A 24,975-nucleotide genomic window follows, 5' to 3' on the forward strand; every position below is an offset into this window, starting at 1 on the left:
CAGGAGAATCAGATGACGGATGCCGCACCTCGGCCGCTCAGAGCGGCGATCGTCGGAACCGGAGGCATTGCGCATGCGCATGCGCAGGCCATCGCTGATCTCGCGCCGCGCATCGAGCTCGCCGCGGTAGCCGACGTCGACATCGAGCGAGCTCGTGCATTCGCCGACGGCTTTGCGCCGGCGGCCGCCGTCCACCCGAGCCTGAGCCTCCTGCTCGCTGCGGAGCAGATCGATCTCGTGCACATCTGCACACCGCCGCAGACGCATGTGCCCCTGGCCATCGAGTCTCTACGCGCCGGAGTTCCCGTGCTCGTCGAGAAGCCCACCGCGCTCAGCCTCACCGAGATGGACAGACTCGTGGCGGTGTCGCGCGAGACCGGCGTGCCGGCTCTCACCGTCTTCCAGCATCGCTTCGGCCACGGCGCCCAGCGGCTCATCCGTCTGCTCCGCGACGGCGTTCTCGGCCGGTCCCTCGTCGCCACATGCGAGACGCTCTGGTACCGGCCCGCGGAGTATTTCGACGTGCCGTGGCGAGGGCGATGGGAGGTCGAAGGCGGCGGACCGACGATGGGTCACGGCATCCATCAGTTCGATCTGCTGCTCGCCGTGCTCGGCCCGTGGCGGCGCCTTTCGGCCTTCGCTGCGCGGCAGGCGCTGCCCACCGACACCGAAGACGTGTCGATGGCCGTCGTCGAGTTCGAGAGCGGCGCGCTGGCGACCGTCGTCAACTCGCTCGTCTCCCCGCGCGAATCGTCCCGCCTGCGCTTCGACTTCGAGCGCGCGACCGTCGAGGTCGAACACCTCTATGGCTACTCCGACGCCGACTGGGCCTTCACGCCGGCCAAGGGCCACGAGCACCTTTCCGCCGAGTGGGCGGCCGACGCATCCGACGAGGTGAGCAGTCACCGGCTGCAGATCTCAGCCATCATCGACGCCCTCGCCGCGGGAACCGAACCCGCAGTCGGGGCCGAAGAAGCCCGCCGCACCCTCGAGTTCGCCGCCGCCACCTACGCGTCCGCCTTCCGCGGTGTGCCGGTGAGCGCCGGCGATATCGTCGACCCGGACCCGTTCCTGACGAGCATGGACGGCGGAGCCGTCCCCTGGCCGCCCCTCAAGGAGGTGCTATGACCCTTTCGATGAGCTCTGACGACCCCACCGCTTTCGCCGTGCACGACGACGACGTCGAACTGTTCCGCTACACCTACGTGCCCGACACCGTGCAGCTCGAATCGCCGAAGCCGTACCTGCATCCGATCCGCACGCGCTCGGGCCACCTCGTGAGCCTCTTCCGGCCACACGACCACGTGTGGCACAAGGGCATCGTGTGGTCGCTGCCTGTGGTCGGCGACGAGAACTTCTGGGGCGGACCGACCTACGTGCGCGACCAGGGGTACGTCCAGCTGCCCAACGACGGCGCGCAGGTCCACCTGCGGGTGGAGGCTTCCGGCGTCGACGCCCACGGTTCCGCGCGGTTCGTCCACGACCTCGAGTGGATCACCCAGGCGGGGGCGCGCCTGTTCACCGAGCGCCGCACGATCGGCGCGCGCGTCCTCGACGGCGACAGCTGGGTGCTGACGTTCGAGACGGCGATGACGAACGTCTCGGCATCCGAGATCGCATTCGGCTCGCCGACCACGAAGGGCCGCGAGAACGCAGGCTACGGCGGACTCTTCTGGAGGGGCCCGCGCTCGTTCACCGGCGGAACCCTTGTGACCACCGACGGCACCGGGACAGGCAGTGACGTCCGCGGCCAGCGGCACGAGTGGATGGGATTCGCGGGGCAGCACGACGAGGTAGACGCGTCGTCGCTCATCGTGATGGTCGACGATGCGCAGAACCCGCACCATCCGCCGCAGTGGTTCGCGCGCTCGGAGGAGTTCGCCGGCCTGAACCCCGCGCCGTTCTTCAGCGAAGAGCTCGTCGTGGCGGCGGGAGAGGTCGTGGTGTTCCGCTATGGCGTGGGGATCGCGGATGCCGACGCCGACGACGCCGGCGAGCTCGCGGATGCCGTGCGCGATGTTCTGAGGGCGCGGTGATGACCACCCCGCTGTTTCCGGGCGGCGTCGCCGTGTCGGACCTCGCCGTGTACGACTGGGAGGCAGCCGACGGAATGTGCGGCGGGTCTCCGCACCTGCACACCGCGTCGAGCGAAGGATATGTCGTCGTCGCCGGATCGGGGTCGGTCCACACCCTGAGCGCGGACGGGGTCGCAGAGCACGCGCTCTCGCCGGGCGAGGTCGTGTGGTTCTCGCCGGGGACCGTGCACCGGCTCGTGAACGACGGCGGCCTGCGGCTGATCGTCGTGATGCAGAATTCCGGGCTGCCCGAAGCCGGCGATGCCGTGCTGACCTTTCCTGCACGTGTGCTCGATGATCCGGAGGCGTACGCCGCAGCGGCGGCTCTTCCGGCAGGCCCGGGACGAGAGACCGCGGTCAAGGCGCGCCGCGACCTCGCGATGGAGGGCTATCTCGAGCTTCGGGATGCCGTCGCCTCGGGCGGTCCGAGCGCGCTCGCCGCGCTGCACGCACGTGCCGCGCGCCTCGTGCAGCCGCGGGTCGCGGAGTGGCGCGCGACCTGGGATGCGACGGTGGCGGCCGAGGTCGAGCGCACCCGCCGCCAGCTGAATGCACTGAGCGAAGGCCTGCCCGGTGCGCTGAGCGCAGCTTCCGTCCACCGCGCTACGCCCGTCGGCGGTGACCCGGCGTTCGGCATGTGCGGGCGCCTGACCACCTGGCAGTGGCCGTGTTGACCGGAGGGCGCGGAACATGAACGCGAAAGACATCGTCCCCGGCGAGGCCTTCATCGACGACCGGGGGCGCGTCGCGCAATTGCACGGAATCGGACTGCAGCGCATCGGCGACCGCTGGTACGCGTGGGGCGAAGACAAGGCCGCAGGGGATCGCTTCACGGCGGTCTCGTGCTACTCATCGGACGACCTCGCCACGTGGCGGTACGAGGGTGATTCTCTCGTCGCCGGCGCGGGTGAGCTGGCGACCGATCGCATCGTCGAACGCCCGAAGGTTCTGCAGCATCCCGACGGGCGCTGGGTCATGCTCGTCCACCTCGATACGGCCGACTACACCACCGCACGAGTCGGCTACGCCATCGCAGACGATCCGGTCGGACCGTACGAATTCGTACGCAGCGAGCTGCCGCTCGGCAATCAGTCACGCGACATCGGCGTCTTCCAGGAGGGCGAGGCCGGCTACCTGCTCTCCGAAGACCGCGACAACGGGCTGCACATCTACCGGCTGCGAGACGACTACCTCGGGGTCGACAGCATCGTTGCGACACTTCGCCAACAGGATCGCCCCGAACTGGGCTACGAGTCCCCGACGCTCGTGAAGCATGGGGCGCGCTACTTCCTGTTCGGGTCCGATCTCACGTACTGGAACATGAACGACAACAAGTACGCGGTTGCCCCCGCGCTCGCCGGGCCATGGTCGGCCTGGCGCGACCTCGCACCGCCTGGGACGAACACGTTCGAGTCGCAGGTGAGCGTCGTGCTGCCCGTCGGAGCAGGCTTCGCATACGTCGGCGACCGCTGGACCGAGCACGACCTGGAGTCATCACCCCTCGTCGTACTGCCGCTGCGCATCACTGATGATCGAGCCGAACTCGAGTGGCGCGAGCGGTGGAGCATCGACGAATTGCTGAGCGCCGACGGCGGCTGACGAGGAACATCCATGGTGACGACCACCCCTGGCACGCGCTCGATTCGACTGATCGATTCGCGGCCGCCGCTGAGGGAACCCGCGATGAGCAATGCGACCAATCCGCACTCGCGGGTGCGCCTGACCAGCAGATGGATCGAGATCGACGGCAAGCCGGCGCTTCCCGTGACCGGGGAGCTGCATTTCAGCCGCATCCCGAGAGGTCGATGGGAAGAGACCCTCCGGCTGATGGTCGCATCAGGGCTCACCTCGGTGTCGACCTACGTGTTCTGGATCCACCACGAGCCGGTGCGGGGCGAAGTCAGCTTCGAGGGCGACCTGGACATTGCGGCGTTCCTGGAGACGGCCGAGCGGGTCGGTGTGGATGTGATCGTGCGGATCGGCCCGTGGTGCCACGGGGAGGTGCGCAACGGCGGTCATCCGGATTGGGTCGTCGAGGCCGCGCCGGACGCGCGCACGAACGATCCCGTCTACCTCGAGCTCGCGAAGGCGTGGTACGAGCAGGTGGCGGCGCAGGTCGCACCCTTCTGCGGTCCCGACCGCCGCGTGATCGGCATCCAGATCGAGAACGAGCTCTACGACCAGCCTGAGCACATCGCCACCCTCAAGCAGCTCGCCCGCGACGCGGGGCTTTCCGCCCCGCTGTGGACGGCGACGGGGTGGGGCGGCGCGATCCTTCCCCCGCACGAGGTCTTCCCGCTGTACAGCGGATACGCGGACGGGTTCTGGGCGGGTCAGGGCTCGACATGGGACGACAGCTTCCGCGACCACTTCCGGTTCACGCACGTCTGGGACGACCCGGGCGTGGGCGGGGACTTCCGCGAAGAGGGTGTCGAGATCGTCGTTCGCGACATCGATCCGGAGTTCCCGCCGGCGACGTGCGAGCTCGGCGGCGGCATGGCGACGGCCTATCACCGCCGCCCGATCGCGCGTGGTCGCGACATCGCCGCGGTGGCCAACGTCAAGATCGGCAACGGGTCGGCATGGCAGGGCTTCTACATGTACGTCGGCGGCACGAATCCCGCCGACCACATCCAGGAGAGCCACGCGAGCGGGTACCCGAACGACCTTCCCCGCTTCGACTACGACTTCCAGGCGGCGTTCGGCGCGACCGGGCATCCCGGCTCGAGCCTCGGCCTGCTGCGCGACCACAACGCCTTCCTCGACGCCTTCGGCGACCGGCTGGTGCAGATGCACAGCTCGCTGCCCGATGACGCCCCCGTCGACGTGCACGACCTCACCTCTCTGCGCTGGGCCGTGCGCACCGACGGTGAAAGCGGATTCCTCTTCATCAACACCCATCAGCCGCACGAACCGCTGTCCGGTTCGCCGGACGTGCAGTTTCAGATCGCTCTGAGCGGGGGAGATGTCATCGTGCCCGACCGGCCCGTCGGCATTCCGAGCGGCGTCATCGCGCGCTGGCCGCTCCGCCTCGACTTCGCGGGCGTGCGCTTCGAGTGGGCGACGGCGTCCGTCGCGGGCGTGGCCGGAGGCGCGATTCCGACCGTGGTGCTGCGCGCGCACGACGGTATCGCCCCGCGCGTTCGGTTCGCCGCCGGCACCAGCCTGCGCAACAGTGCCGGCGACGATGTCTTCGCAGAGGAGGCTGTGGACATCGAGCCCGGCACGTCGGTGGTGGCGAACGGAGCGCTTCGGATTCTCGTCGTCGACGAGCGCCAGGCCGAGCGCCTTTGGTACCTGGGCGAGGAGCTCATCGACTCCCTCGATCCGGTGTGGCTGGAGGGGGAGGGTCTCGTTGTCCGGGCGGCGCATCAGCCCGACGCGGCGCGGTGGACGGGGATCCGGTTCGAACCAGTCCATTTCGTCACGTCGTCCACGCCCGGCTCGGTTCGGGTGACGGCGCAGCCGATTCGCGCCGGTGAGCGGCCGCCTGTTCGCTTCGGGGAGTTCATGGGACGATCGACCGCGCCCACCGACGCTCAGATCGACGAGGTCGCGGCGGTGTGGAGGATCGATGCGCCTTCGATCGACACAACCGCCGATGGTGATCGTGCCGAACTCGTCATCGAGTGGGAGGGCGATGTCGCGCAGCTTCGCGCGGGCGGCGTCGTGATCCGGGATCGGTTCTGGGACGGACTGCCGTGGCGCATCGACCTCACTGACCTTCCCCCGCATGCTGAACTCACTTTGCACATCGTTCCGATCACGCCCGAGAGCCTGATCGATCTCGACGGCGAGGCTCGTGCGCGGGTGGCGGCGGACAGCCTCCTGTGCGGGGTGCGGAACATCACGCGCGTGATCTCTACGCGGTGGACCCGGGCCGCGACGCGCGATGACGCTGCTGCCGGGGAGTTTGAGATCGTCGGAGTGGGATAGCGCTTTCCCGCGTGATCTTCTAGGGTGGACCTGACGCTTTTCCCCCGATGCGGAGACTCCCATGACAACCTCGCTGCGCTGCGCCCTCGTCGGCACGGGGGCGGTCGCCCACCTGCACGCACGCGCGGTCGCCGCGCACCCGCACGCCCGACTCGTGGCGGTGACGAATCTGCACCGGACCGTCGCCGATGACTTCGCCGCGCAGTGGGACGTACCGGCCGTCTACGACGACCTCGACGAACTGCTCGCCGCCGAGCACCCCGACGTCGTGCTCATCTGCACCCCGCCCGGCGCGCACCACGGACAGACCCTTCAGGCGTTCGCCGCAGGTGCTCACGTCGTGGTCGAGAAGCCGCCGGCGTCCTCGCTCGACGAACTCGACGAGATGCGCGCCGCCGCCGCCGCAGCCGATCGGCAGCTCGCTGTCGTGTTCCAGCAGCGCACCGGCACCGCCGCCGCGCACGTTCGCCGGCTCCTTCAGGCCGGCGCGCTCGGCCGCCCGCTGATCGCGGTGTGCCAGACGCTCTGGTACCGCGACGCGGCCTACTTCGCCGTTCCCTGGCGCGGGAGGTGGGAGACCGAGGGCGGCGGCACGACGCTGGGCCACGGCATCCATCAGCTCGATCTGCTGGCGTTCCTCCTCGGCGACTGGGCGGGCGTGCAGGGGCGCCTCTGGCGGCTCGATCGCCAGACGCAGACGGAGGATGCCTCGACCGCCACGATCACGTTCGAGAGCGGTGTCGTCGCGCAGGTCGTCACGAGCGCCGTGTCACCGCGAGAGGTGAGCTCGATCCGCATCGACACGCAGAAGGCGACGATCACGGTCGAGCACCTGTACGGCCATGGCCATCAGAACTGGGCGATCACGCCGGTGCCGGGTCTCGAACGCGAGGCGGCAGCGTGGGCACTGCCCGATCACGAGGAGCGCAGCGACCACGAGCCGCTGCTGCGCGACGTGTTCGACGCGCTGCTCGCGGGTGACCGGCTGCCGCCGACGGCGACAGACCCGGCGCGCTCGTTCGAGATCGTCGCGGCGATCTACGCCTCCGCCGCGGCGGACGGCGCGGTGATCACCCCTGTCGATCTCGCGACGCACCCGACGCACCGCAGCGGCTTCGCGAGCCCGGTCAGCGACATGCGCGCCATCCGGACATGACTCCGCAACCGGTGGAGCTGTACCGCGACCCGGTCTACGACGGCGCGACCGATCCCACCGTGGTCATCACCGACGGCGTCTGGTGGATGTTCTACACGCAGCGCCGGGCCACCCACCCCGATGCGGGCCCGGGCGTGGCCTGGGTGCACGGCAGCCGCATCGGCGTCGCGCAGTCGCCCGACGGCGTCGCGTGGACCTATGCGGGCACGCTCGAACCGTATGCCGCCGGCCTCACGCTGCGCGCAGGACCACCTCCCGGTGAGGTCGACGTGACGCACTGGGCGCCCGAGGTGATCCACGACGGCGAGCGCTGGCGCATGTATCTCACCGAGATCGACGGCATCCCCGATCGCTGGCCGGGATTCGCGCGCACGATCGTCGAGTATGTGTCCGACGACCTGCGCGGGTGGAGACGGCGCGGGCCGATCTCGCTGAGCAGTGACCGCGTCATCGATGCGGCGGTTGCGCGCTGCCCCGATGGCCGGTGGAGGCTCTGGTTCAAGGACGAGGCCGCCGACTCCGTGACGAAGGTCGCCGCATCCACGGATCTGGAGACGTGGCGCGTCGAGGGGACGGCCATCGGCGGCCGTGCCCACGAGGGGCCATACGTTCTCGAACTCGGCGGCAGCTGGTGGATGATCGTCGACGAGTGGCGGGGAATGGGCGTCTACCGGTCGGCCGATGCGGTCGCGTGGACGCGGCAGGGCGGACCGGATGCCGTCATCCTCGGCGCCGCCGACGTGCCCGCCACCGGCTTCGGTCACCACGGCGCGGCAGTGCGCGACGGCGAGGACGTCTGGTTCTACTACTTCGGACATCCCCGGCGCGCGGCTGTTCCGCCCCCGGAGCAGGACGTGATCGATGACCGACGCTGCGCCGTGTACCGCGCCCGTTTGACCGTTGTCGACGGCGAGCTGCGGTGCGCCCCATGACGCCGGCCACACCCCTCGCGGGGGGCTGCGGGATGGGACCGACGTCGAGATTCCCGTTCGGAGCACTCCGGGAAAGCGATTTCCACAAAGTTCTTGCGAATCGATTCATCGCGTAGTACGGTAACCGGCAAGCGCTTTCCCATGCACCGAGGAAAGCACACCCACCGCCACACAGGACGACGAACGTTCAGCGGAGCACAAGGAACGCGGACGTTCGAAATGAGAGGACAAGGATGTTCAATAGGAAGCGGACCCTCGCAGCCGTCGCCATTGCGGCCGGCGCAGCGATCGCCCTCGCCGGATGCGCAGGTGGCAGCGGCAGCGCGGCCCCAGACGCCGCCCCGACGTTCGACCCGGACGAGAAGGTCACCCTCGACCTCGCGTTCTGGGGCAACGACATTCGCGCTGAGCTCTACAACGAGGCGATCGCCGCGTTCAACGAGGAATACCCGAACATCACGGTCAACGCGACGTTCCTCGGATTCCCGGAGTTCTGGGAGAAGCGTCAGACCGAAGCGGCCGGCGGCAATCTGCCGGACGTCATGCAGTTCGACTACTCGTACCTGCGGCAGTACTCCGAGAACAACCTGTTGCTGCCCCTGGACCCGTACCTCGGAAACATCATCGAGACCGACCCGCTCCCGCAGAACATCCTCGACATCGGGGTCGTCGGCGGCGTGACCACCGGCATCCCGACCTCGACGAACGCGTGGGGCCTGTTCACCAACCCGGTCCTGCTCGAGACCGCCGGTGTGGACGAGTTCGAGGGCGGCGACTGGGAGGACTACACCGACTGGCTCGGTGACATCACCGCCGGCGCCGACGGCGCGTTCTGGGGCGGCACCGACTTCTCCGGCCGCATCCAGAACTTCGAGCTCCAGCTGCGCTCCGAGGGCTCCTACCTGTTCAGCGAAGACGGCGAGCCCGGCTTCGACGAAGAGCGCCTCACCGAGTTCTGGGAGTCCGGCGCGGACATCCGCGACGGCATCGGCATCCCGCAGCAGCGCCTCGAAGAGGTCCTCCCCAAGGGCGGCTTCGACACCGCGCTGACCGCGGCCGAGCTCACCTGGGACAACTTCGGTGCCGGCTACCTCGCCGGCCTCGGCGCGGGCTACACCGAGCTCGGACTGATCGCTCCTCCGGTGACGAAGGAGGGTGCGAAGGATCTGTACCTGAAGCCGTCCATGCTGCACGCGATCTCGGCGAAGACCGATCACCCTGAGGCGGCGGCGACCCTGGTGAACTTCCTGGTCAACTCGCCTGAGTCGGGAGAGATCTTCGGCACGAACCGCGGCCTCCCGGCCTCTGAGACGGCGCTTGCCGCGGCTGAACTCGACCCGCTGAGCCAGCAGGTCAAGGATTACGAGGCATCCATCGCCGACCGCCTGGGCGATGCCCCGCCGGTCCCGATCGTCGGCTACGGCACGCTGGAGGAGAAGTTCCGCCAGCTGGGCACCGAGCTGAACTTCGGAACCATCACCGTCGAAGACGCTGTCGCCCAGTTCTTCTCCGAGATGGACGTGGTCCTCAACCAGTAGAAACGTCCGGGGTCTGGACGGAATGTCCAGGCCCCGGAACCCAATCCATCCATCCGCAAGAGCGAACCGGGAGAGTCGACGATGACCACTACTTCGACCAGAGTTATCGTGACCGGCCAGAAGTCGTCACGGCGGGCGCTGCTGCGTCGGGAGCGACCGGAGCACCTGAACCGCCCCGGCCAGAAGGCGCGGCTGCGCAGGGAATCTCTCGCCGGCTACACGTTCCTGCTTCCGTGGCTGATCGGGTTCCTCGGTCTCACGATCATCCCGATGGCGTACTCGCTCTATCTCTCGTTCACGAGTTACAACATCTTCCAGCCGCCGAAGTGGATCGGCCTGGACAACTACATCCGGATGTTCACGGATGACCCCGCCTTCATCCAGTCGGCGCAGATCACCCTGATCTACGTGCTGGTGGGAACGCCGATCACCTTGATCGCGGCGCTGCTGGTGGCGATGCTGCTGAACTTCCGCGACAAGGGAGCGGGATTCTTCCGCTCGTCGTTCTACGCTCCCTCGCTCATCGGCGGCTCGGTGTCGGTCGCGATCGTGTGGCGTGCGATGTTCGCCGCCGACGGCCCGGTGGACAACGGGCTGAGCCTGTTCGGCATCAACCTGGGCGGCTGGGTCGGCAACCCCGACCTCGTGCTGCCGATGATGATCCTGCTGTCGGTGTGGATGTTCGGCGCCACGATGGTGATCTTCCTCGCCGGGCTGAAGCAGATCCCCAAAGAGCTGTACGAGGCGGCCGAGATGGACGGCGCCGGTCCCTTCCACCGCTTCCGGGCGGTGACGATCCCGCTGCTGTCCCCGGTGATCTTCTTCAACCTGCTGCTCGGCCTGATCGGCGCCTTCCAGGTGTTCGCGTCCGCCTACATCATCAGCAACGGCTCCGGCGGACCCGCAGGCATGACGAACTTCATCACGCTGTATCTGTACAAGCGCGGCTTCTCCGACGGACAGATGGGCTACGCCTCCGCGATCGCCTGGGTGCTGCTGATCGTCGTCGCGATCATCGCCTTCATCCTCTTCCGCACCCAGCGATCCTGGGTCCACTACTCGGGAGACAGCAAATGACCACTGCATCCTTCTCCGAACCCGCACTGGCGATGGTCGAGAACCAGCTCGACGGCGCCGACCAGACCGGTGCCCCCACCCCTGGTCCGCCGCGCCGCCGCGTGAAGCGCAAGACCTGGCAGACCGTCGTCTGGTTCGTCGTGCTGATCGCTCTCACCGCGGTCGTGCTCTACCCGCTGGTCTGGCTGTTCCTGTCGACGTTCAAGCCCAACGGCGAGTTCGGCGTGAACATGGGCTTGCTCCCGGACAACCCCACCCTGGAGAACTACGCCAAGGTCTCCGAAGGCATCGCGGGCGTTCCCATGGCGAAGTTCTTCCTGAATTCCTTCATCATCGCCGTCGGCTCGGTGATAGGAACCGTGCTGTCCTCGGCGCTGGCCGCGTATGCGTTCGCCCGCATCCAGTTCAAGGGACTCGGCATCCTGTTCGCTGCGATGATCGGAACGCTGCTGCTGCCGTTCCACGTGCTGATCATCCCCCAGTACATCCTGTTCAACAATCTGGGCCTGGTGGACACATTCGTCCCGCTTCTGCTGCCGAAATTCCTCGCCACCGAAGCGTTCTTCGTGTTCCTGCTCGTGCAGTTCATCCGCCAGATGCCCCGCGACATGGACGAAGCCGCCCGCATCGACGGCGCCGGACACCTCCGCATCTTCTGGTCGATCATCCTGCCGCTGATCCGCCCCGCCCTGATCACCTGCGCGATCTTCTCGTTCATCTGGGCCTGGAACGACTTCCTCGGACCCCTGCTGTACCTCACCAGCCCGGAGAACTACCCGCTCCCGATCGCGCTGCGGCTGTACAACGACCAGAGCTCCTCGAGCGACTTCGGGGCGACCGTCACCGCATCGTTCATCGCGCTGCTTCCGGTGCTGCTGTTCTTCCTCGTGTTCCAACGGTTCCTGGTCGACGGCGTCGCGACGCAGGGGCTGAAGGGATGACCGTGGTCATGAGCCGGCGCGAGCAGAAGGCGGCCCGTCGGGCCGACCTCTCGGGCGCCGGACCGGTGCTCGAGGAGCGTGCCCCGATGCGCTTCCCCGGAGCCACCGGTGCGTTCGCCCTGTTCGGCGAGGTGCTGCTGACCGGACTGCTCATCGCGGTGGGCGGGCTGCTGCTGGTCACCCTGCCCGCGGCCCTGGCCGCCGGCATCCGTCACCTGCGCCGCTACCTGAATGCCGAGGCCTCTCCGCAGCGTCGGTTCTGGCAGGACTACCTGAAGGCGCTGCCCGGTGGGCTCGTCGTCGGCGCGCTGGGGCTTGTCCTCGTGCTGCTCCTCGTGCTCGACATCGACCTCGCCGCATCCGGTGCCCTGCCGGGAGGCGTCGCTGTCGCGGCCGTCGGCTGGCTCGGTCTCGCGGCCGTGGCCGTCACCCTTCTCGCCGCCGCAGGCGCCTGGGGCCCGGACGCCGGCTGGAGTGGGGCGATGCGCGGCGTTCCCGCCGCACTCCGCGCCGATGTCACCGGCGTGCTGTTCCTCGTCGCCACTGCTGCCTTCGTGTGTGTTGCGACCTGGATGCTCGTGCCCCTCGTCATTCCGGCCCTGGGCTGCGTCGCCCTGGCCGTCGTCGCGATCCCGGCACGCCGAAGGCGCCGCTGACGGCGCATTTGCGTCTGCTTCGTTCGGCATGCCAAACTGCTGGAAAGCGTTTACCCAAAGTCTTCCGATGTTGACCGATCCATCCACGAAAGCAGGATCCCGTGACTGACACCTCCCTCGCCCCGGCTCCCGCCGCGACGCCCGACGCCCGTCCCGCCGTCCGTGAGATCGGCATCATCATGAACGGCGTCTCGGGCCGCATGGGGTACCGCCAGCACCTGGTGCGCTCGATCCTCGCGATCCGCGACCAGGGCGGCATCGAGCTGCCCGACGGCACGCGCGTCACCGTGAAGCCGATTCTGGTCGGCCGCAGCGAGGCCAAGCTCGCGGAGCTGGCGGCCAAGCACGGCATCGAGGACTACACGGCCGATCTGGATGCCGCCCTCGCCGACCCGCGCTGGGAGATCTACGCCGACTTCCTGGTGACGAAGGCCCGTTCCTCTGCCCTCCGCAAGGCGATCGCCGCCGGCAAGACGATCTACACCGAGAAGCCCACGGCCGAGACCGCCGCGGAAGCGCTCGAGCTCGCCAACCTCGCGGCCGCTGCCGGCGTGAAGACCGGCGTGGTGCACGACAAGCTGTATCTTCCGGGGCTGCAGAAGCTCAAGCGGCTGATCGAGTCGGGCTTCTTCGGCCGCATCCTCTCGGTGCGCGGCGAGTTCGGCTACTGGGTCTTCGAGGGCGACTGGCAGCCCGCGCAGCGCCCCAGCTGGAACTACCGGGTCGAAGACGGCGGCGGCATCATCGTCGACATGTTCCCGCACTGGAACTACGTGCTCGAGAACCTGTTCGGCAAGGTCGAGACCGTGTACGCGCAGGCATCCACCCACATCCCCACCCGCTGGGACGAGAACGGCGAGCCCTACGCGGCCACCGCCGAAGACGCGGCGTACGGCGTCTTCGAGCTCGACGGCGGCCCCGAGAACGGGCCGATCGTCGCGCAGATCAACTCCTCGTGGACCGTCCGCGTGAACCGGGACGAGCTCGTCGAGTTCCACGTCGACGGCACCCACGGCTCCGCGGTCGTCGGGCTGTTCGGCGCGAAGATCCAGCATCGGAACGCAACGCCCAAGCCCGTCTGGAACCCTGACCTCGCCGACGACCACGACTACGACGCCGACTGGGCCGAGCTGCCCGTGAACGACGTGTTCCAGAACGGGTTCCGGCAGCAGTGGGAGGAGTTCCTGGTCTCCTACGTCGAGGGAACCCCGTACGAGTTCGACCTGCTCTCCGGCGCCCGCGGCGTGCTGCTGGCCGAAGCGGGTCTCGAGTCCAGCCGCGAAGGTCGCAAGGTCGCCCTGCGCACCCTGACGCTGGAGTGACCCGATGCCCCTGCTGACCCTCCTGGACCCCGAGGGCACGACCTCGACGGCCGAGCTGGCCGAGGCGCCCGCGTTCACCCGCCCGGCCGAACCGCTGCGCAGCCGTGTCGCGTATGCCGCCGCGCACGTCGTGCCGAAGGTCTGGGCCGACAACACCCCCGGTCAGCCGGCCGAGATCGACTGGGACTCCACTCTGGCGTTCCGCCGCTCGGTCTATTCGTGGGGTCTCGGCGTCGCCGATGCGATGGACACCGCTCAGCGCAACATGGGGCTGGATGCCGTCGCCACCCGCGAACTGATCGCCCGCAGCGCCGAGGTCGCCCGCGAAGAGGGCGGATCGGTCGTGGTCGGCGTCAACACCGACCACATCGATCAGGAGTGGATCGAGCTCGACGCGATCATCGACGCCTACAAGGAGCAGCTGCACTTCACCGAGGAGCAGGGCGCCGGGCCTGTGCTCATGGCCAGCAGGCACCTCGCCCGCGCGGCGGCGACCGCCGACGACTATCGCCGCGTCTACCGCGAGGTGCTCTCCAGCGCGACCACACCAGTGGTCCTGCACTGGCTCGGCACCGCGTTCGACCCGTCGCTCGCGGGCTATTTCGGCTCGACCGATCAGGCCGCGGCATCCGACGTCCTGCTCGACATCATCGGGGAGCACCCCGACAAGATCGCCGGCGTCAAGATGAGCCTGCTGGATGCCGACGCCGAGGTCTCGGTGCGCGAGCGTCTTCCCGAGGGTGTGCGGATGTTCACCGGGGACGACTTCAACTACGTCGGCCTGATCGGCGGCGATACGGTCGGGCAGGGCGACGGGCATTCCGATGCCCTGCTGGGCGCCTTCGCCGCGATCACGCCCGTCGCCTCGGCGGCGATCCAGGCGTTGGACGCGGGCGACCCCGACCGCTACCTCGCGCTGCTCGGTCCGACCGAGGAGCTCAGCCGGCAGGTCTTCGCTGCGCCGACCTTCTACTACAAGACCGGTGTCGCGTTCCTGGCGTGGCTCAACGGCCACCAGTCCGCGTTCCAGATGGTGGGCGGACTGCACTCGGCGCGCAGCCTGCCGCACCTCAGCCGCATCGTGGAACTCGCGAACGCGTCCCACGCTCTCGAGCAGCCCGAACTGGCTGCCGAGCGCTGGCACGGAATGCTGCGCCTGAACGGAGTGGATGCATGATCACCCCCGATCCGCGCCTTTCGATCAACCAGGCCACGATCAAGCACGCCGACCTCGCGACCGCGCTGCGCGTCACCGCGGCGGCAGGGGTGCAGGCGATCGGACTGTGGCGTGAACCCGTGCAGGAAGTCGGTCTCGCGACCGCGGCGCGCCTGCTCACCGACTCCGGCCTCCGCTTCACGACGCACTGCCGCGGCGGATTCTTCACCCTCCCCGAAGGGCCGGCGCGCCGAGCAGCGATCGACGACAACCGCGCCGCGATCGAGGAGGCCGCAACGCTCGCAGCCGCCGGCGCCGAAGGGTCCACCCCGATCCTCGTGCTGGTCGCCGGCGGCCTCCCAGAGGGATCCCGCGACCTCATCGGCGCGCGGGAGCGCGTGCGCGATGCGATCGGCGAACTCGTTCCGGATGCCGCAGCCGCGGGTGTCACGCTCGCACTCGAGCCCCTGCATCCGATGTACGCCTCGGACCGGGCCGTCGTCTCGACACTCCGTCAAGCGCTCGACATCGCGGCGGATTTCGACCCGACCGTGGTCGGCGCGACCGTGGACACCTTCCACATCTGGTGGGATCCCGACGTGCTGAACCAGATCGCCCGCGCCGGGCGCGAGGGCCGCATCGCAACCTACCAGGTGTGCGACTGGAGAACCCCGCTTCCGGCCGACGTGCTGCTCGGCCGGCATTACCCCGGCGACGGCGTCATCGACTTCGAATCCCTGACCTCGGCCGTGCTCGACGCCGGCTATCGGGGCGACATCGAGGTCGAGATCTTCAACGAGCAGATCTGGGCCGACACCCCGGAGAACGTCGTCCGGCGCACCGCCGAGACCTTCGGCTCGGCGATCTCGCCCCACTTGGCCGCACCCGTAGACTCTGCCTCGTGAGCGACACGACGACGGAGCGGGCTCGCGCCTCGGCGCCGACGCTGCATGATGTCGCCCGCGCTGCCGGGGTCTCCCTCGCGACCGCATCCCGAGTGCTGAACGGCTCGACGCGCAAAGTCGCCGAAACGTATCGCGAGCGGGTCGAGGCGGCCGCCGCCGAGCTCGGCTACACCGCGAACCTCTCTGCGCAGGCCACGGCCCGTGGCACCTCCGCGATCATCGCGCTGCTGGTCGCCGACATCGCCGACCCGTATTTCGGGCAGATCGCAGCCGGCGTGGCCCGCGGTGCCGACGAAGCGGGACTGGTCGTGACGATCGCGATCACGGAGCGCGACCCCGAACGCGAAGCGCGGCTCGTCCGGGCTCTCCGCGGACAGAGGCCGCGCGGGCTCATCCTGGCCGCATCGCGCACGACCGAGTCGTCCGATCCCGTGGTCCAGGCGGAGCTCGACGCGCTGGCGTCGACAGGGGGCCGCGTCGTCGCGCTGGGGCCCGGAGCCGGTGAAGTCCGGTCCGTGATCGTCGACAATGCCAGCGGCGCGCGTGCCCTCGGTCTCGAGCTGGGCGCGCGCGGCTACCGCGACGCCATCGTGCTCGCGGCCGGCGAAGGGGTGCTCACGTCCGATGACCGCACGAGCGGCTTCACCGAGGGGTTCGCCGCAGCCGGCGGCTCGGTGTCTCGGGTGTACCGCGGCGGCTTCACGCGCGAGTCCGGTTCCGACCTGATGACTCGGGCAATAGCCGACGGCGTCGAGCCGGGCACCCTCGTCTTCGCGATCAGCGACGTCGTCGCGATCGGCGCGATGTCGGCCGTACGCGAGGCCGGACGAGTCGTCGGGTCCGACATCGCCCTGTGCGGCTTCGATGACATCCCCGCCGGGCGCGACGTCACACCCGGGTTGACCACGGTCAAGGTTCCGCTCGAAGACGTCGGCTACCTCGCGCTGCGCGCGGCCGTCGACGACGAGTGGGATGCCGATGCCGGCCCCCTGCCGCTCGAGGTGGTCGTGCGCGAGAGCACGCCTCTCGTGCCCTCGGCCTAGCGGGCGCCACGCGTGGAGAGACGATGCCCGATGACGGCACCGAGCGAAAGGCAGCGATGACGGTCGTTCTCGCCCCCGACAGCTTCAAGGGATCGATCGGCGCCGCGGACGCCGCCGAAGCGCTCGCCGCCGGCTGGCGCAGGGTCGCCCCCGACGCGGAGCTGGTGGCACGGCCGATGGCCGACGGCGGCGAGGGCACCCTCGACGCGTTCGCCGCGGCGATCACGGGCAGCATCCGGATGCCGATCACGGTGACCGGTCCGCACGGGCGCCCGGTTTCGGCATCCTGGCTCCTCCTCCCGCCGTCCGCCGATGCTCCGGCCGGCACCGGGGTCGTCGAGCTCGCGTCGACGTCGGGCATCGAGCTGCTCGGGGTCGACCTCCAGCCGCTCGATGCCCACACGGGCGGATTCGGCGAAGCGATCGTCGCCGCGCTCGACCACGGCGTCTCGCGGCTCGTGCTCGGCATCGGCAGCAGCTCGTCCACCGACGGCGGTACCGGGCTGCTCACGAGCCTGGGTGCACGGTTCGCCGATGACACCGGTGCGCCGATCCCGCTCGGCGCGCGGGGTCTGGACGCCGTCGCGGCCGCGGACCTGTCGCGGCTCCGGCCGCTGCCTCCCGGTGGGGTCATCGTGCTGACCGATGTGACAAACCCCCTGATCGGCGCGTCCGGCTCCGCGGCGGTCTTCGGACCGCAGAAGGGCCTCACCCCCGCGGAAGTGGCACAGGCCGATGCCGGCCTGTCGCGCCTGGCGGCCGTCTTGCCCGCCGATCCGGACAGCCCGGGCGCCGGTGCCGCCGGCGGCGCGGGCTACGGGCTGCTCGCATGGGGAGCACGGCTCGTCCCCGGCGCGGCCGAAGTCGCCGAACTCATCGACCTGCGCGGGGCGCTCGCCGCGGCATCCGTCGTCATCACCGGTGAGGGCTCGTTCGACGGTCAGTCGGCCGCGGGCAAGGCGCCCACCCACGTCGCCGCGCTGGCGGCGGCGGAGGGCGTGCCGGTCGCCCTCGTCGCAGGACGCATCGCACCGGATGCCGCCACTTCGGGCTTCGCCGCGTCCGTCTCACTGAGCGACCTCGCCGGAGGCGGCGCAGCCGCGATGGCCGATCCGACGCGCTGGCTGCGCGACGCAGGCGCTGAGCTGGCCCGCGCCTCGGCGCCTCGACCCTGATCCGAACAGTCCGTCGGCACGACCGGCCGCCTCGCTCGAAGGAGTTCCATGAACACCGCACGCACCCGCCTCGATCCCCGCGACGAGATCGCGGTGATCGACCGACGCATCTTCGGCGGCTTCGTCGAGCACCTCGGGCGGCACATCTACGACGGCATCTTCGAGCCGGGCCACCCGTCTGCTGACGCCGAGGGCTTCCGCACCGACGTGATCGAGCTCGTCAAGGAGCTGGGGGTCTCGACCATCCGCTACCCGGGCGGCAATTTCGTCTCCGGCTACCGCTGGGAGGACGGCATCGGCCCGGTCGACCGGCGTCCGCGGCGCCTCGACCTCGCTTGGCACGCGACCGAGACCAACGAGGTCGGGCTGCACGAGTTCCAGTCCTGGCTCGACAAGGTCGGCAGCGAACTCATGCTCGCGGTCAATCTCGGCACGCGTGGCACGCAGGAGGCCCTCGATCTTCTCGAGTACGCGAACACATCGGTCAAGACCGCGCGCACCGACGAGCGCGCCGCGAACGGGCATCCCGAGCCGTTCGGCGTGAAGGTGTGGTGCCTCGGCAATGAGATGGACGGGTGGTGGCAGCTCGGCCACCGCAACGCGGCCGACTACGGCAAGCTCGCCTCACGCACCGCGAAGGGGATGCGGCAGCTCGACCCCTCGATCGAGCTCGTCGTCTGCGGCTCATCGGGTCGCTCGATGCCGACCTTCGGCGCATGGGAGCGGGAGGTCCTCGAGCACACGTTCGATGACGTCGACTTCATCTCCTGCCACGCGTACTACCAGGAGCGCGACGGTGACGCGCAGGAGTTCCTCGCCTCGGCCGTCGACATGCAGAAGTTCATCGAGAGCGTGGTGGCGACCGTCGACCATGTCGCCGCGGTGAAGAAGGGCGACAAGCGCGTCCAGCTCTCGTTCGACGAATGGAACATCTGGTACCTCACGGATTGGGAGGAGCAGGCGGTGAGGTACGGCCCCGACGAGTGGCCGATCGCTCCCCGCCAGCTCGAGGACCAGTACCACGTGCTGGATGCGGTGGTGTTCGGCGACCTGCTGATCACGCTCCTCCAGCACTCCGATCGCGTGCGCTCGGCATCCCTCGCACAGCTGGTGAACGTGATCGCGCCGATCATGACCGAGCCCGGCGGACCGACGTGGAGGCAGACGACCTTCTTCCCGTTCTCGATCACGTCGCGCCTCGCGGGTGAGCGCGCGGTTCGTCTGCCGATCGAGTCGGGCACGTTCCACAGTGCGCGCTTCGGCGAAGTCGCTTCGGTCAATGCTGTCGCGACAGTGGGTTCCGAAGGCGCCAGCGTGTTCGTGGTGAACCGCTCGTTGAAGGATGCCGAGACTGTGGAGATCGATCTCGCCCGGCTCACGGAGGCGCTGGGGCACGACGTGAGGATCGTCGAGTCGCACCTGCTCCACGACGACGACCTGTATGCCGCCAACACCCTCGCGGACCAGACGCGTGTCGGAACCGTCGCGAACGACTCCGCTGTGATCGAGCTCGGCCGCCTCCGCGTGACGCTGCCGCCGGTGTCGTGGACGGCCATCTCCCTGCGAGCCTGAGCCGCGGAGGGGAGTCACCCCCCTGTTCGGCGGACGCCGACTGGCGTAGACCGGAGTCGTGGGGAACACACGTTCATTGGACGTGCGCGTGACGGGTGGGCTCGTTCGCGGTGTCCGGGAAGACGGAACGATCGCGTGGCGCGGCATCCCGTATGCGGCGCCGCCGATCGGCCGGCTGCGCTTCCGCGCGCCTCGGCGGGTCGTGCCGTGGCCCGGATCGCGGGACGCCACGATGTTCGGGCTCGTCGCCCCGCAGGCGCACAAGGGGCAGTTCACGGGCGTCTCCCCGGACGTGCCCTCGGGCGAGGACTGCCTCACCGTCAACGTGATCGCGCCCGAGTCTGCTCTGGCCGACGCGCCGGCGATGCCCGTCATCGTCTTCATCCACGGCGGCGGCTACAGCACCGGGTCGTCCCGGGACTTCAGCGGCCAGGGACGCAACTTCGTGCGCACCGGCAAGGTCGTGTACGTCAGCTTCAACTATCGTCTCGGCGCGCTGGGCTACCTGGACTTCTCGCGCTACTCGACGCCGCGGCGACCGATCGACTCGAACCTCGGCCTGCGTGATCAGGTGGCCGCACTGCTCTGGGTGCGCCGCAACATCAGCGCGTTCGGAGGCGACCCCGAGCGGGTGACCGTGTTCGGCGAGTCCGCCGGCGCCAACTCGGTCACGACGCTCATGGCCACACCCGCCGCCCGGGGCCTGTTCTCGCGTGCGATCGCGCAGAGCGCCCCGCCGAACGCGGTGTATTCCCGCTCGATGGCGGCCGTCTGGGCCGAGCAGTTCGTCGAGATCCTGCGCCGACGCAGCGGAGATGCGCGTCGATCGCCGCTCCCCGTCACCCGGGCGGTGTCGCTGCTGACCGGCGCGGAGGCGTCCGAACTGGTGGATGCCGCCCTCGTGCTGCAGGCGCGGACGCCCGAAGAGACTCCCGGAGTCTTCTGCCTGGCACCCGTGGTCGACGGGCGCTTCGTGCCGCGGCATCCGATGGCGACGTTCCGCAGCGGCCTGGCGCACCGCGTCCCGCTCATCATCGGCACGAACGACCGGGAGGGCACGATCTTCCGCGGACGACTCGACATCCTTCCTCGGTCTGCGCCCCGCATCGAGGCGGTCCTCGCGCAGGGAGCGCCCGACGATCGCGGCCCGATCGCGCTGGCATACCCCGGGCTGCCGGGCGGAGCGCATGCGGCCGACTTCGGCGGAGACTATGCGTTCTGGTATCCGTCCGTCGCGCTGGCCGAGCGCCACTCCCGCTTCGCGCCGGTGTATTTCTACCGCTTCGACGTGGCACCGCGGCTGCTGCGGTGGGCGGGGCTGGACGCCACTCACGGGGTCGAGATGTTCGCGCTCTTCGAGCAGGCTGACGCACCCATCACCCGCACGATGACTTCGCTCGGCGGCCGCAAGGTGTTCAGCAGAGCAGGCGAGCGGATGCGGGACGCGTGGCTGCACTTCGCTGCGACGGGCGCACCGCCACTGGGGTGGCCGCGCTACAGCGAACCCGACCGACTGACACTGATCATCGACGACCGCGACCGAGTCGAGTCCGACCCGCGCGCGGATCGCCGTCTGGCCTGGAGCGCCCTGCTCCCGCTGGGCTGACCAGCTCTCACCGCCAAACCACCCCTTCTCGCCGAGTCCACCCATGATCGACCGACCAAACGGGGTGGGTTCGTCGAGAAGAGGTGGTTTCGCCGATGAAGGCAGGGATGCCGGGACCTACGCCCCGCCGAGGGCCTCGGCCACGACAGCGCGCGCCTCCTCCTGCACTTCGCGGAGGTGCTCCTCGCCGCGGAGCGACTCGGCGTACAGCTTGTAGACGTCCTCGGTGCCGGACGGTCGGGCCGCGAACCACGCGTGCTCGGTGACGACCTTGAGCCCGCCGATCGCGGCGCCGTTGCCCGGCGCGTGGGACAGCTTCGCGATGATCGGCTCGCCGGCAAGCTCGGTGGCCGAGACGGCCTCGGGCGACAGCTTGGCCAGCTGCGCCTTCTGCGCCGGCGTCGCAGGTGCGTCCACGCGCTGGTAGGCCGACGAGCCGAAGGTCTCCTCGAGTTCGGCATACCGCTGCGACGGGGTCTTCCCGGTGACGGCGAGGATCTCGGCGGCGAGGAGGCACAGCAGGATGCCGTCCTTGTCCGTGGTCCAGACGGTGCCGTCGGTGCGCAGGAACGACGCTCCGGCCGACTCCTCGCCCCCGAACGCGACGGAGCCGTCGAGCAGACCCGGCACGAACCACTTGAATCCGACGGGGACTTCGAGCAGGGCGCGGCCGAGCGACTCGGCGACCCGGTCGATGATCATCGACGAGACGAGGGTCTTGCCGACCGCCGAGTCCGACGGCCAGCCCGGTCGGTGCGCGTACAGGTAGTCGATCGCCACCGCGAGGTAGTGGTTGGGGTTCATCAGCCCGGCGTCGGGGGTGACGATGCCGTGGCGGTCGGCATCCGCATCGTTGCCGGTGAGGATGTCGTAGTCGTGCCGCTTGGCGACCAGCGAGGCCATCGCCGACGGCGAGGAGGGATCCATGCGGATCTTCTCGTCCCAGTCCAGCGTCATGAACCGCCACGTCGGATCCACATCGGGATTGACGACCGTGAGGTCGAGCCCGTAGTGCTCGCCGATCAGCGCCCAGTATTCGACCGACGCCCCGCCGAGCGGGTCCGCGCCGATCCGCACCCCGGCCTTCTTGATCGCGTCGATGTCGATGATGTTCTCGAGGTCGCGGACATAGCCCTCGCGGAAGTCGTACTCGCCGAGCGCGTCGCCGTCGATGTCGGCGAAGCGCGTGCGGCGGACGCCGTCGAGGCCTTCTCCGATGAAGTAATTGGCACGGTCGGCGATCCAGCCGGTCGCATCGGTGTCGGCCGGTCCGCCGTTCGGCGGGTTGTACTTGAAGCCGCCGTCGCGCGGAGGGTTGTGCGACGGGGTGACGACGATCCCGTCCGCGCGACCCGGGTCATCCAGAGCCCGGCCGCGGTTGTACGCGAGGATCGCGTGGCTGAGCGCGGGTGTCGGTACCCAAGAGTCGCGGGAGTCGACGCGAACGTCGATCCCGTTCGCGACGAGCACCTCGATCGCGCTGCGCTCCGCCGGCAGCGACAGCCCGTGCGTGTCGCGACCGAGGAAGAGCGGACCGGCGATCCCCTGCGCGTTTCGGTAGTCCACGATCGCCTGGGTCGTGGCGAGGATGTGGTCCTCGTTGAAGCTCGTGCTCAGCGACGATCCGCGGTGGCCGCTCGTGCCGAACGCGACGCGCTGCTCCGCGACGGCGGGATCCGGCTTTCGGTCGTAGTAGGCGTTGATCAGCTCATCGATGTCGATCAGATCGGATGCTTCGGCGGGAAGTCCTGCACGCGTGCTCATGTGCTCAGTCTGCCTGGTGCGGCGCTCTGCGGGAACTCCCGCTGCACTCTCGCGGCGGTGGCTAGGCTATGCGGATGACCTCCGAGCCTGATGCGCGCCGCACGTACAGCTACCTGGGCCCGGCCGGCACGTTCACCGAGGCGGCGCTGGCGCAGGTGCCCGAGGCACGGGGTCACTCCTGGCGGTCGGTGCGCAACGTTGGCGAGGCGCTCGCGGACGTCGTCGACGGTCGGTCGGATGCCGCGATGATCGCGATCGAGAACTCGATCGACGGCGGCGTCTCCACCGCGCAGGACGCGCTCGCCACGATGCCCGGTCTGCGGATCGTGGGGGAGTACCTCGTCCCGGTGGACTTCGTGCTCGTGGCACGGCCCGGCACGAAGCTCGAGGACGTCTCGCTCATCGCGGCACACCCGGTCGCGTACGCGCAGTGCCTGCAGTGGCTCACGCGTGCGCTTCCCGCCCACGCCCACATCCCAGCGTCCAGCAATGTGGCCAGCGCCGTCGGACTGCTCGACGGCACGAGCGATGCGGATGCGGCGATCTCGCCGCCCGGCATCCTGGAGCATCACGAGCTCGACCTGCTCGCCGAGAAGATCGGCGACAACCCGAACGCGGTGACCCGGTTCGTGCTGGTCGGCAAGACGGTCGCCCCGCCCGCGCCCACCGGCGCCGACAAGACCTCCCTCATCGTGGAGCTGCCCGATGACCACCCCGGTGCGCTGCTGGAGATGCTCGAGCAGTTCGCGACCCGCGGCATCAACCTGTCGCTGCTGGCATCGAGGCCCATCGGCGACGCACTCGGCCGGTACCGCTTCGTGATCGACGCCGACGGCCACATCGAGGATGAGCGCATGGCCGACGCGCTGCTGGGCCTGCGCCGCTTCAGCCCCAAGGTCATCTTCCTCGGGTCGTATCCGCGCGCCGATCGCGCGATCGTGCACTACCCCGAGCGCTATTCCGACGACGTGTTCGTGGAAGCACGGGACTGGCTGCGCGGCCTCGTCAGCGGCGAACCCGAAGCCTGATCGTACTCACGCGGCCGCGAGCAGCTCCACGGTCTGCAGGCGTGCGGTCGCAGCATCCATCGGCTCGCCTTCGAACGCGCCTGCGACGGGCGAGATCATCACCTCGTCGACCTCGTAGCGCGCTGCGAACTCGGCGACCTGGGTGCGGACATCGGGGCCGGTGCCGACCAGCCAGCGCCGTCGCGCGGCAGCCATGATCGCCTCCGCCGGAGCGTCCGCCTCCGCCGCGAGTGCCACGCGGGCCTCTTCGACGGTCTCGAGTGCGGTGAGGGCCTTGCCGGTCCGAAGGCGCGCCATCATCCGCAGCTGCGGCAGTGCGCGCGCATCTGCCTCCTCGGCTGTGGCCGCGGCGACCGCGTTGATCGTGAGGAAGGTGCGCGGTTCGGGGTTCGACTCGGTCGCACGGTATCCGCCGCGGTAGAGGTCGAGCGCGCGCTCGAGGCCCTCGCCCGAGAAGTGGTTCGCGAACACGTACGGAAGACCGAGGGATGCCGCGAGCTGCGCCGAGTAGTCGCTCGAGCCCAGCAGCCACACCTCGGGGGTGCCCTCAGCAGCCGGTGTCGAGTGGACGTCGTACGTCCCGCCGCTCGTGTACCGCACCGTTGCGCCCTCGGCCGAGACGAGCGACAGGATGTCGCGGACGTGCTCAGGGAAGCGCTCGACGTCCGAGGTCGTCCCCGACATGCGCAGCAGCTGCGTGATCACCGGGTCGCTGCCGGGTGCCCGGCCGATGCCGAGGTCGATGCGTCCCGGAGCCAGAGCCTCCAGCGCGGCGAACTGCTCGGCGACCACGAGCGGAGAGTGATTCGGCAGCATGACCCCGCCGGAGCCCACGCGGATGCGACTGCTGCGCGCCGCGGCCGCCGCGATGAGCACCGGCGGTGTGGTCGAGGCGACCGCCGGCATGTTGTGATGCTCGGCGAACCAGTATCGGCGGTAGCCGAGCTCGTCGGCCCGCGCAACAAGGCCCAGCGATGCGGCGACCGCCTGCGCGCTGGTCTGCCCGGTGCGCACCGGGACGAGGTCGAGGACGGAGAGGGCGGGGAACGGCGCGGAGCTGGACATCTCCAGTGCCAACCGCGGAAGGCGACTG

Annotated in this window: 21 protein-coding genes; 19 read left to right on the forward strand and 2 right to left on the reverse strand. The window is 69.4% G+C overall.

Annotation, left to right across the window (positions count from 1 at the left end):
• The first annotated feature begins 12 nt into the window (after positions 1 to 12).
• The 18 genes from BM349_RS13945 to BM349_RS14030 all read left to right on the forward strand — a co-directional run bounded on the left by BM349_RS13945 (position 13) and on the right by BM349_RS14030 (position 21,090).
• Positions 13 to 1,128: a Gfo/Idh/MocA family protein gene (locus BM349_RS13945; protein ID WP_091707522.1), complete on the forward strand. Its 1,116-nt coding sequence runs from the start codon at positions 13 to 15 to the stop codon at positions 1,126 to 1,128.
• A complete protein-coding gene (locus BM349_RS13950; RefSeq protein ID WP_091707523.1) occupies positions 1,125 to 2,036 on the forward strand; it encodes a DUF6807 domain-containing protein in 912 nt (303 codons plus the stop codon). Before BM349_RS13945 ends, BM349_RS13950 begins: the two co-directional genes overlap by 4 nt.
• Positions 2,036 to 2,749, forward strand: a complete 714-nt coding sequence (locus BM349_RS13955; protein WP_091707524.1) for a cupin domain-containing protein — start codon at positions 2,036 to 2,038, stop codon at positions 2,747 to 2,749. Before BM349_RS13950 ends, BM349_RS13955 begins: the two co-directional genes overlap by 1 nt.
• A gap of 16 nt (positions 2,750 to 2,765) precedes the next feature.
• Positions 2,766 to 3,674, forward strand: coding sequence for a family 43 glycosylhydrolase (locus tag BM349_RS13960; protein WP_091707525.1), 909 nt, complete (start codon positions 2,766 to 2,768; stop codon positions 3,672 to 3,674).
• 84 nt (positions 3,675 to 3,758) lie between these two features.
• A complete protein-coding gene (locus BM349_RS13965; RefSeq protein WP_175525309.1) occupies positions 3,759 to 6,011 on the forward strand; it encodes a beta-galactosidase in 2,253 nt (750 codons plus the stop codon).
• A 61-nt stretch (positions 6,012 to 6,072) separates the two neighbouring features.
• Positions 6,073 to 7,167 (forward strand): Gfo/Idh/MocA family protein, encoded by a 1,095-nt coding sequence (locus BM349_RS13970; RefSeq protein WP_091707527.1) that lies wholly within the window; start codon positions 6,073 to 6,075, stop codon positions 7,165 to 7,167.
• Positions 7,164 to 8,099: a family 43 glycosylhydrolase gene (locus tag BM349_RS13975; RefSeq protein WP_091707528.1), complete on the forward strand. Its 936-nt coding sequence runs from the start codon at positions 7,164 to 7,166 to the stop codon at positions 8,097 to 8,099. The genes BM349_RS13970 and BM349_RS13975 overlap by 4 nt, the downstream gene beginning before the upstream one ends.
• A gap of 233 nt (positions 8,100 to 8,332) precedes the next feature.
• On the forward strand, positions 8,333 to 9,637 hold the full coding sequence (locus BM349_RS13980; RefSeq protein ID WP_091707529.1) for an ABC transporter substrate-binding protein: 1,305 nt from the start codon (positions 8,333 to 8,335) through the stop codon (positions 9,635 to 9,637).
• 81 nt (positions 9,638 to 9,718) lie between these two features.
• Entirely contained in the window at positions 9,719 to 10,714 is a 996-nt protein-coding gene (locus BM349_RS13985; RefSeq protein ID WP_091707530.1) for a carbohydrate ABC transporter permease, read from the forward strand.
• On the forward strand, positions 10,711 to 11,655 hold the full coding sequence (locus tag BM349_RS13990) for a carbohydrate ABC transporter permease (RefSeq protein WP_091707531.1): 945 nt from the start codon (positions 10,711 to 10,713) through the stop codon (positions 11,653 to 11,655). Before BM349_RS13985 ends, BM349_RS13990 begins: the two co-directional genes overlap by 4 nt.
• On the forward strand, positions 11,652 to 12,311 hold the full coding sequence (locus tag BM349_RS13995; RefSeq protein WP_254773912.1) for a hypothetical protein: 660 nt from the start codon (positions 11,652 to 11,654) through the stop codon (positions 12,309 to 12,311). The genes BM349_RS13990 and BM349_RS13995 overlap by 4 nt, the downstream gene beginning before the upstream one ends.
• Positions 12,312 to 12,412: 101 nt before the next feature.
• Entirely contained in the window at positions 12,413 to 13,633 is a 1,221-nt protein-coding gene (locus BM349_RS14000; RefSeq protein ID WP_175525310.1) for a Gfo/Idh/MocA family protein, read from the forward strand.
• A gap of 4 nt (positions 13,634 to 13,637) precedes the next feature.
• Complete coding sequence (locus tag BM349_RS14005) at positions 13,638 to 14,810, forward strand: dihydrodipicolinate synthase family protein (protein ID WP_091707532.1); 1,173 nt, start codon at positions 13,638 to 13,640, stop codon at positions 14,808 to 14,810.
• Complete coding sequence (locus BM349_RS14010) at positions 14,807 to 15,694, forward strand: sugar phosphate isomerase/epimerase family protein (RefSeq protein ID WP_091707533.1); 888 nt, start codon at positions 14,807 to 14,809, stop codon at positions 15,692 to 15,694. Before BM349_RS14005 ends, BM349_RS14010 begins: the two co-directional genes overlap by 4 nt.
• Positions 15,691 to 16,737, forward strand: a complete 1,047-nt coding sequence (locus tag BM349_RS14015) for a LacI family DNA-binding transcriptional regulator (protein WP_091707534.1) — start codon at positions 15,691 to 15,693, stop codon at positions 16,735 to 16,737. Before BM349_RS14010 ends, BM349_RS14015 begins: the two co-directional genes overlap by 4 nt.
• Positions 16,738 to 16,793: 56 nt before the next feature.
• A complete protein-coding gene (locus tag BM349_RS14020; RefSeq protein WP_091709333.1) occupies positions 16,794 to 17,912 on the forward strand; it encodes a glycerate kinase in 1,119 nt (372 codons plus the stop codon).
• 48 nt (positions 17,913 to 17,960) lie between these two features.
• Positions 17,961 to 19,484, forward strand: a complete 1,524-nt coding sequence (locus BM349_RS14025; protein WP_091707535.1) for an arabinosylfuranosidase ArfA — start codon at positions 17,961 to 17,963, stop codon at positions 19,482 to 19,484.
• A gap of 58 nt (positions 19,485 to 19,542) precedes the next feature.
• A complete protein-coding gene (locus BM349_RS14030) occupies positions 19,543 to 21,090 on the forward strand; it encodes a carboxylesterase/lipase family protein (RefSeq protein ID WP_091707536.1) in 1,548 nt (515 codons plus the stop codon).
• A gap of 117 nt (positions 21,091 to 21,207) precedes the next feature.
• Here the strand turns inward: BM349_RS14030 and pgm are convergent, their stop codons facing one another.
• Positions 21,208 to 22,854 carry a phosphoglucomutase (alpha-D-glucose-1,6-bisphosphate-dependent) gene (pgm, locus tag BM349_RS14035; RefSeq protein ID WP_091707537.1) on the reverse strand — a complete coding sequence of 549 codons (1,647 nt, stop codon included), beginning with the start codon at positions 22,852 to 22,854 and terminating at the stop codon, positions 21,208 to 21,210.
• A 74-nt stretch (positions 22,855 to 22,928) separates the two neighbouring features.
• Between pgm and pheA the strand changes: the two genes are divergently transcribed.
• Entirely contained in the window at positions 22,929 to 23,882 is a 954-nt protein-coding gene (pheA, locus tag BM349_RS14040; protein ID WP_091709335.1) for a prephenate dehydratase, read from the forward strand.
• A gap of 6 nt (positions 23,883 to 23,888) precedes the next feature.
• On the opposite strand, the gene BM349_RS14045 is transcribed toward pheA, so the two are convergent.
• Positions 23,889 to 24,947 carry an MsnO8 family LLM class oxidoreductase gene (locus BM349_RS14045; RefSeq protein WP_091707538.1) on the reverse strand — a complete coding sequence of 353 codons (1,059 nt, stop codon included), beginning with the start codon at positions 24,945 to 24,947 and terminating at the stop codon, positions 23,889 to 23,891.
• Between the last annotated feature and the right edge of the window lie 28 nt (positions 24,948 to 24,975).

Source organism: Microbacterium sp. cf046 (assembly GCF_900114345.1).
GTDB lineage: Bacteria > Actinomycetota > Actinomycetes > Actinomycetales > Microbacteriaceae > Microbacterium.

What these genes read in the sequence shown, in the direction of transcription:
- BM349_RS13945 (WP_091707522.1), top strand. Translation starts at nt 13, where the DNA reads ATGACGGATGCCGCACCTCGGCCGCTCAGAGCGGCGATCGTCGGAACC.
- BM349_RS13950 (WP_091707523.1), top strand. Translation starts at nt 1,125, where the DNA reads ATGACCCTTTCGATGAGCTCTGACGACCCCACCGCTTTCGCCGTGCAC.
- BM349_RS13955 (WP_091707524.1), top strand. Translation starts at nt 2,036, where the DNA reads ATGACCACCCCGCTGTTTCCGGGCGGCGTCGCCGTGTCGGACCTCGCC.
- BM349_RS13960 (WP_091707525.1), top strand. Translation starts at nt 2,766, where the DNA reads ATGAACGCGAAAGACATCGTCCCCGGCGAGGCCTTCATCGACGACCGG.
- BM349_RS13965 (WP_175525309.1), top strand. Translation starts at nt 3,759, where the DNA reads ATGAGCAATGCGACCAATCCGCACTCGCGGGTGCGCCTGACCAGCAGA.
- BM349_RS13970 (WP_091707527.1), top strand. Translation starts at nt 6,073, where the DNA reads ATGACAACCTCGCTGCGCTGCGCCCTCGTCGGCACGGGGGCGGTCGCC.
- BM349_RS13975 (WP_091707528.1), top strand. Translation starts at nt 7,164, where the DNA reads ATGACTCCGCAACCGGTGGAGCTGTACCGCGACCCGGTCTACGACGGC.
- BM349_RS13980 (WP_091707529.1), top strand. Translation starts at nt 8,333, where the DNA reads ATGTTCAATAGGAAGCGGACCCTCGCAGCCGTCGCCATTGCGGCCGGC.
- BM349_RS13985 (WP_091707530.1), top strand. Translation starts at nt 9,719, where the DNA reads ATGACCACTACTTCGACCAGAGTTATCGTGACCGGCCAGAAGTCGTCA.
- BM349_RS13990 (WP_091707531.1), top strand. Translation starts at nt 10,711, where the DNA reads ATGACCACTGCATCCTTCTCCGAACCCGCACTGGCGATGGTCGAGAAC.
- BM349_RS13995 (WP_254773912.1), top strand. Translation starts at nt 11,652, where the DNA reads ATGACCGTGGTCATGAGCCGGCGCGAGCAGAAGGCGGCCCGTCGGGCC.
- BM349_RS14005 (WP_091707532.1), top strand. Translation starts at nt 13,638, where the DNA reads ATGCCCCTGCTGACCCTCCTGGACCCCGAGGGCACGACCTCGACGGCC.
- BM349_RS14010 (WP_091707533.1), top strand. Translation starts at nt 14,807, where the DNA reads ATGATCACCCCCGATCCGCGCCTTTCGATCAACCAGGCCACGATCAAG.
- BM349_RS14020 (WP_091709333.1), top strand. Translation starts at nt 16,794, where the DNA reads ATGACGGTCGTTCTCGCCCCCGACAGCTTCAAGGGATCGATCGGCGCC.
- BM349_RS14025 (WP_091707535.1), top strand. Translation starts at nt 17,961, where the DNA reads ATGAACACCGCACGCACCCGCCTCGATCCCCGCGACGAGATCGCGGTG.
- pgm (WP_091707537.1), bottom strand. Translation starts at nt 22,854, where the DNA reads ATGAGCACGCGTGCAGGACTTCCCGCCGAAGCATCCGATCTGATCGAC.
- pheA (WP_091709335.1), top strand. Translation starts at nt 22,929, where the DNA reads ATGACCTCCGAGCCTGATGCGCGCCGCACGTACAGCTACCTGGGCCCG.
- BM349_RS14045 (WP_091707538.1), bottom strand. Translation starts at nt 24,947, where the DNA reads ATGTCCAGCTCCGCGCCGTTCCCCGCCCTCTCCGTCCTCGACCTCGTC.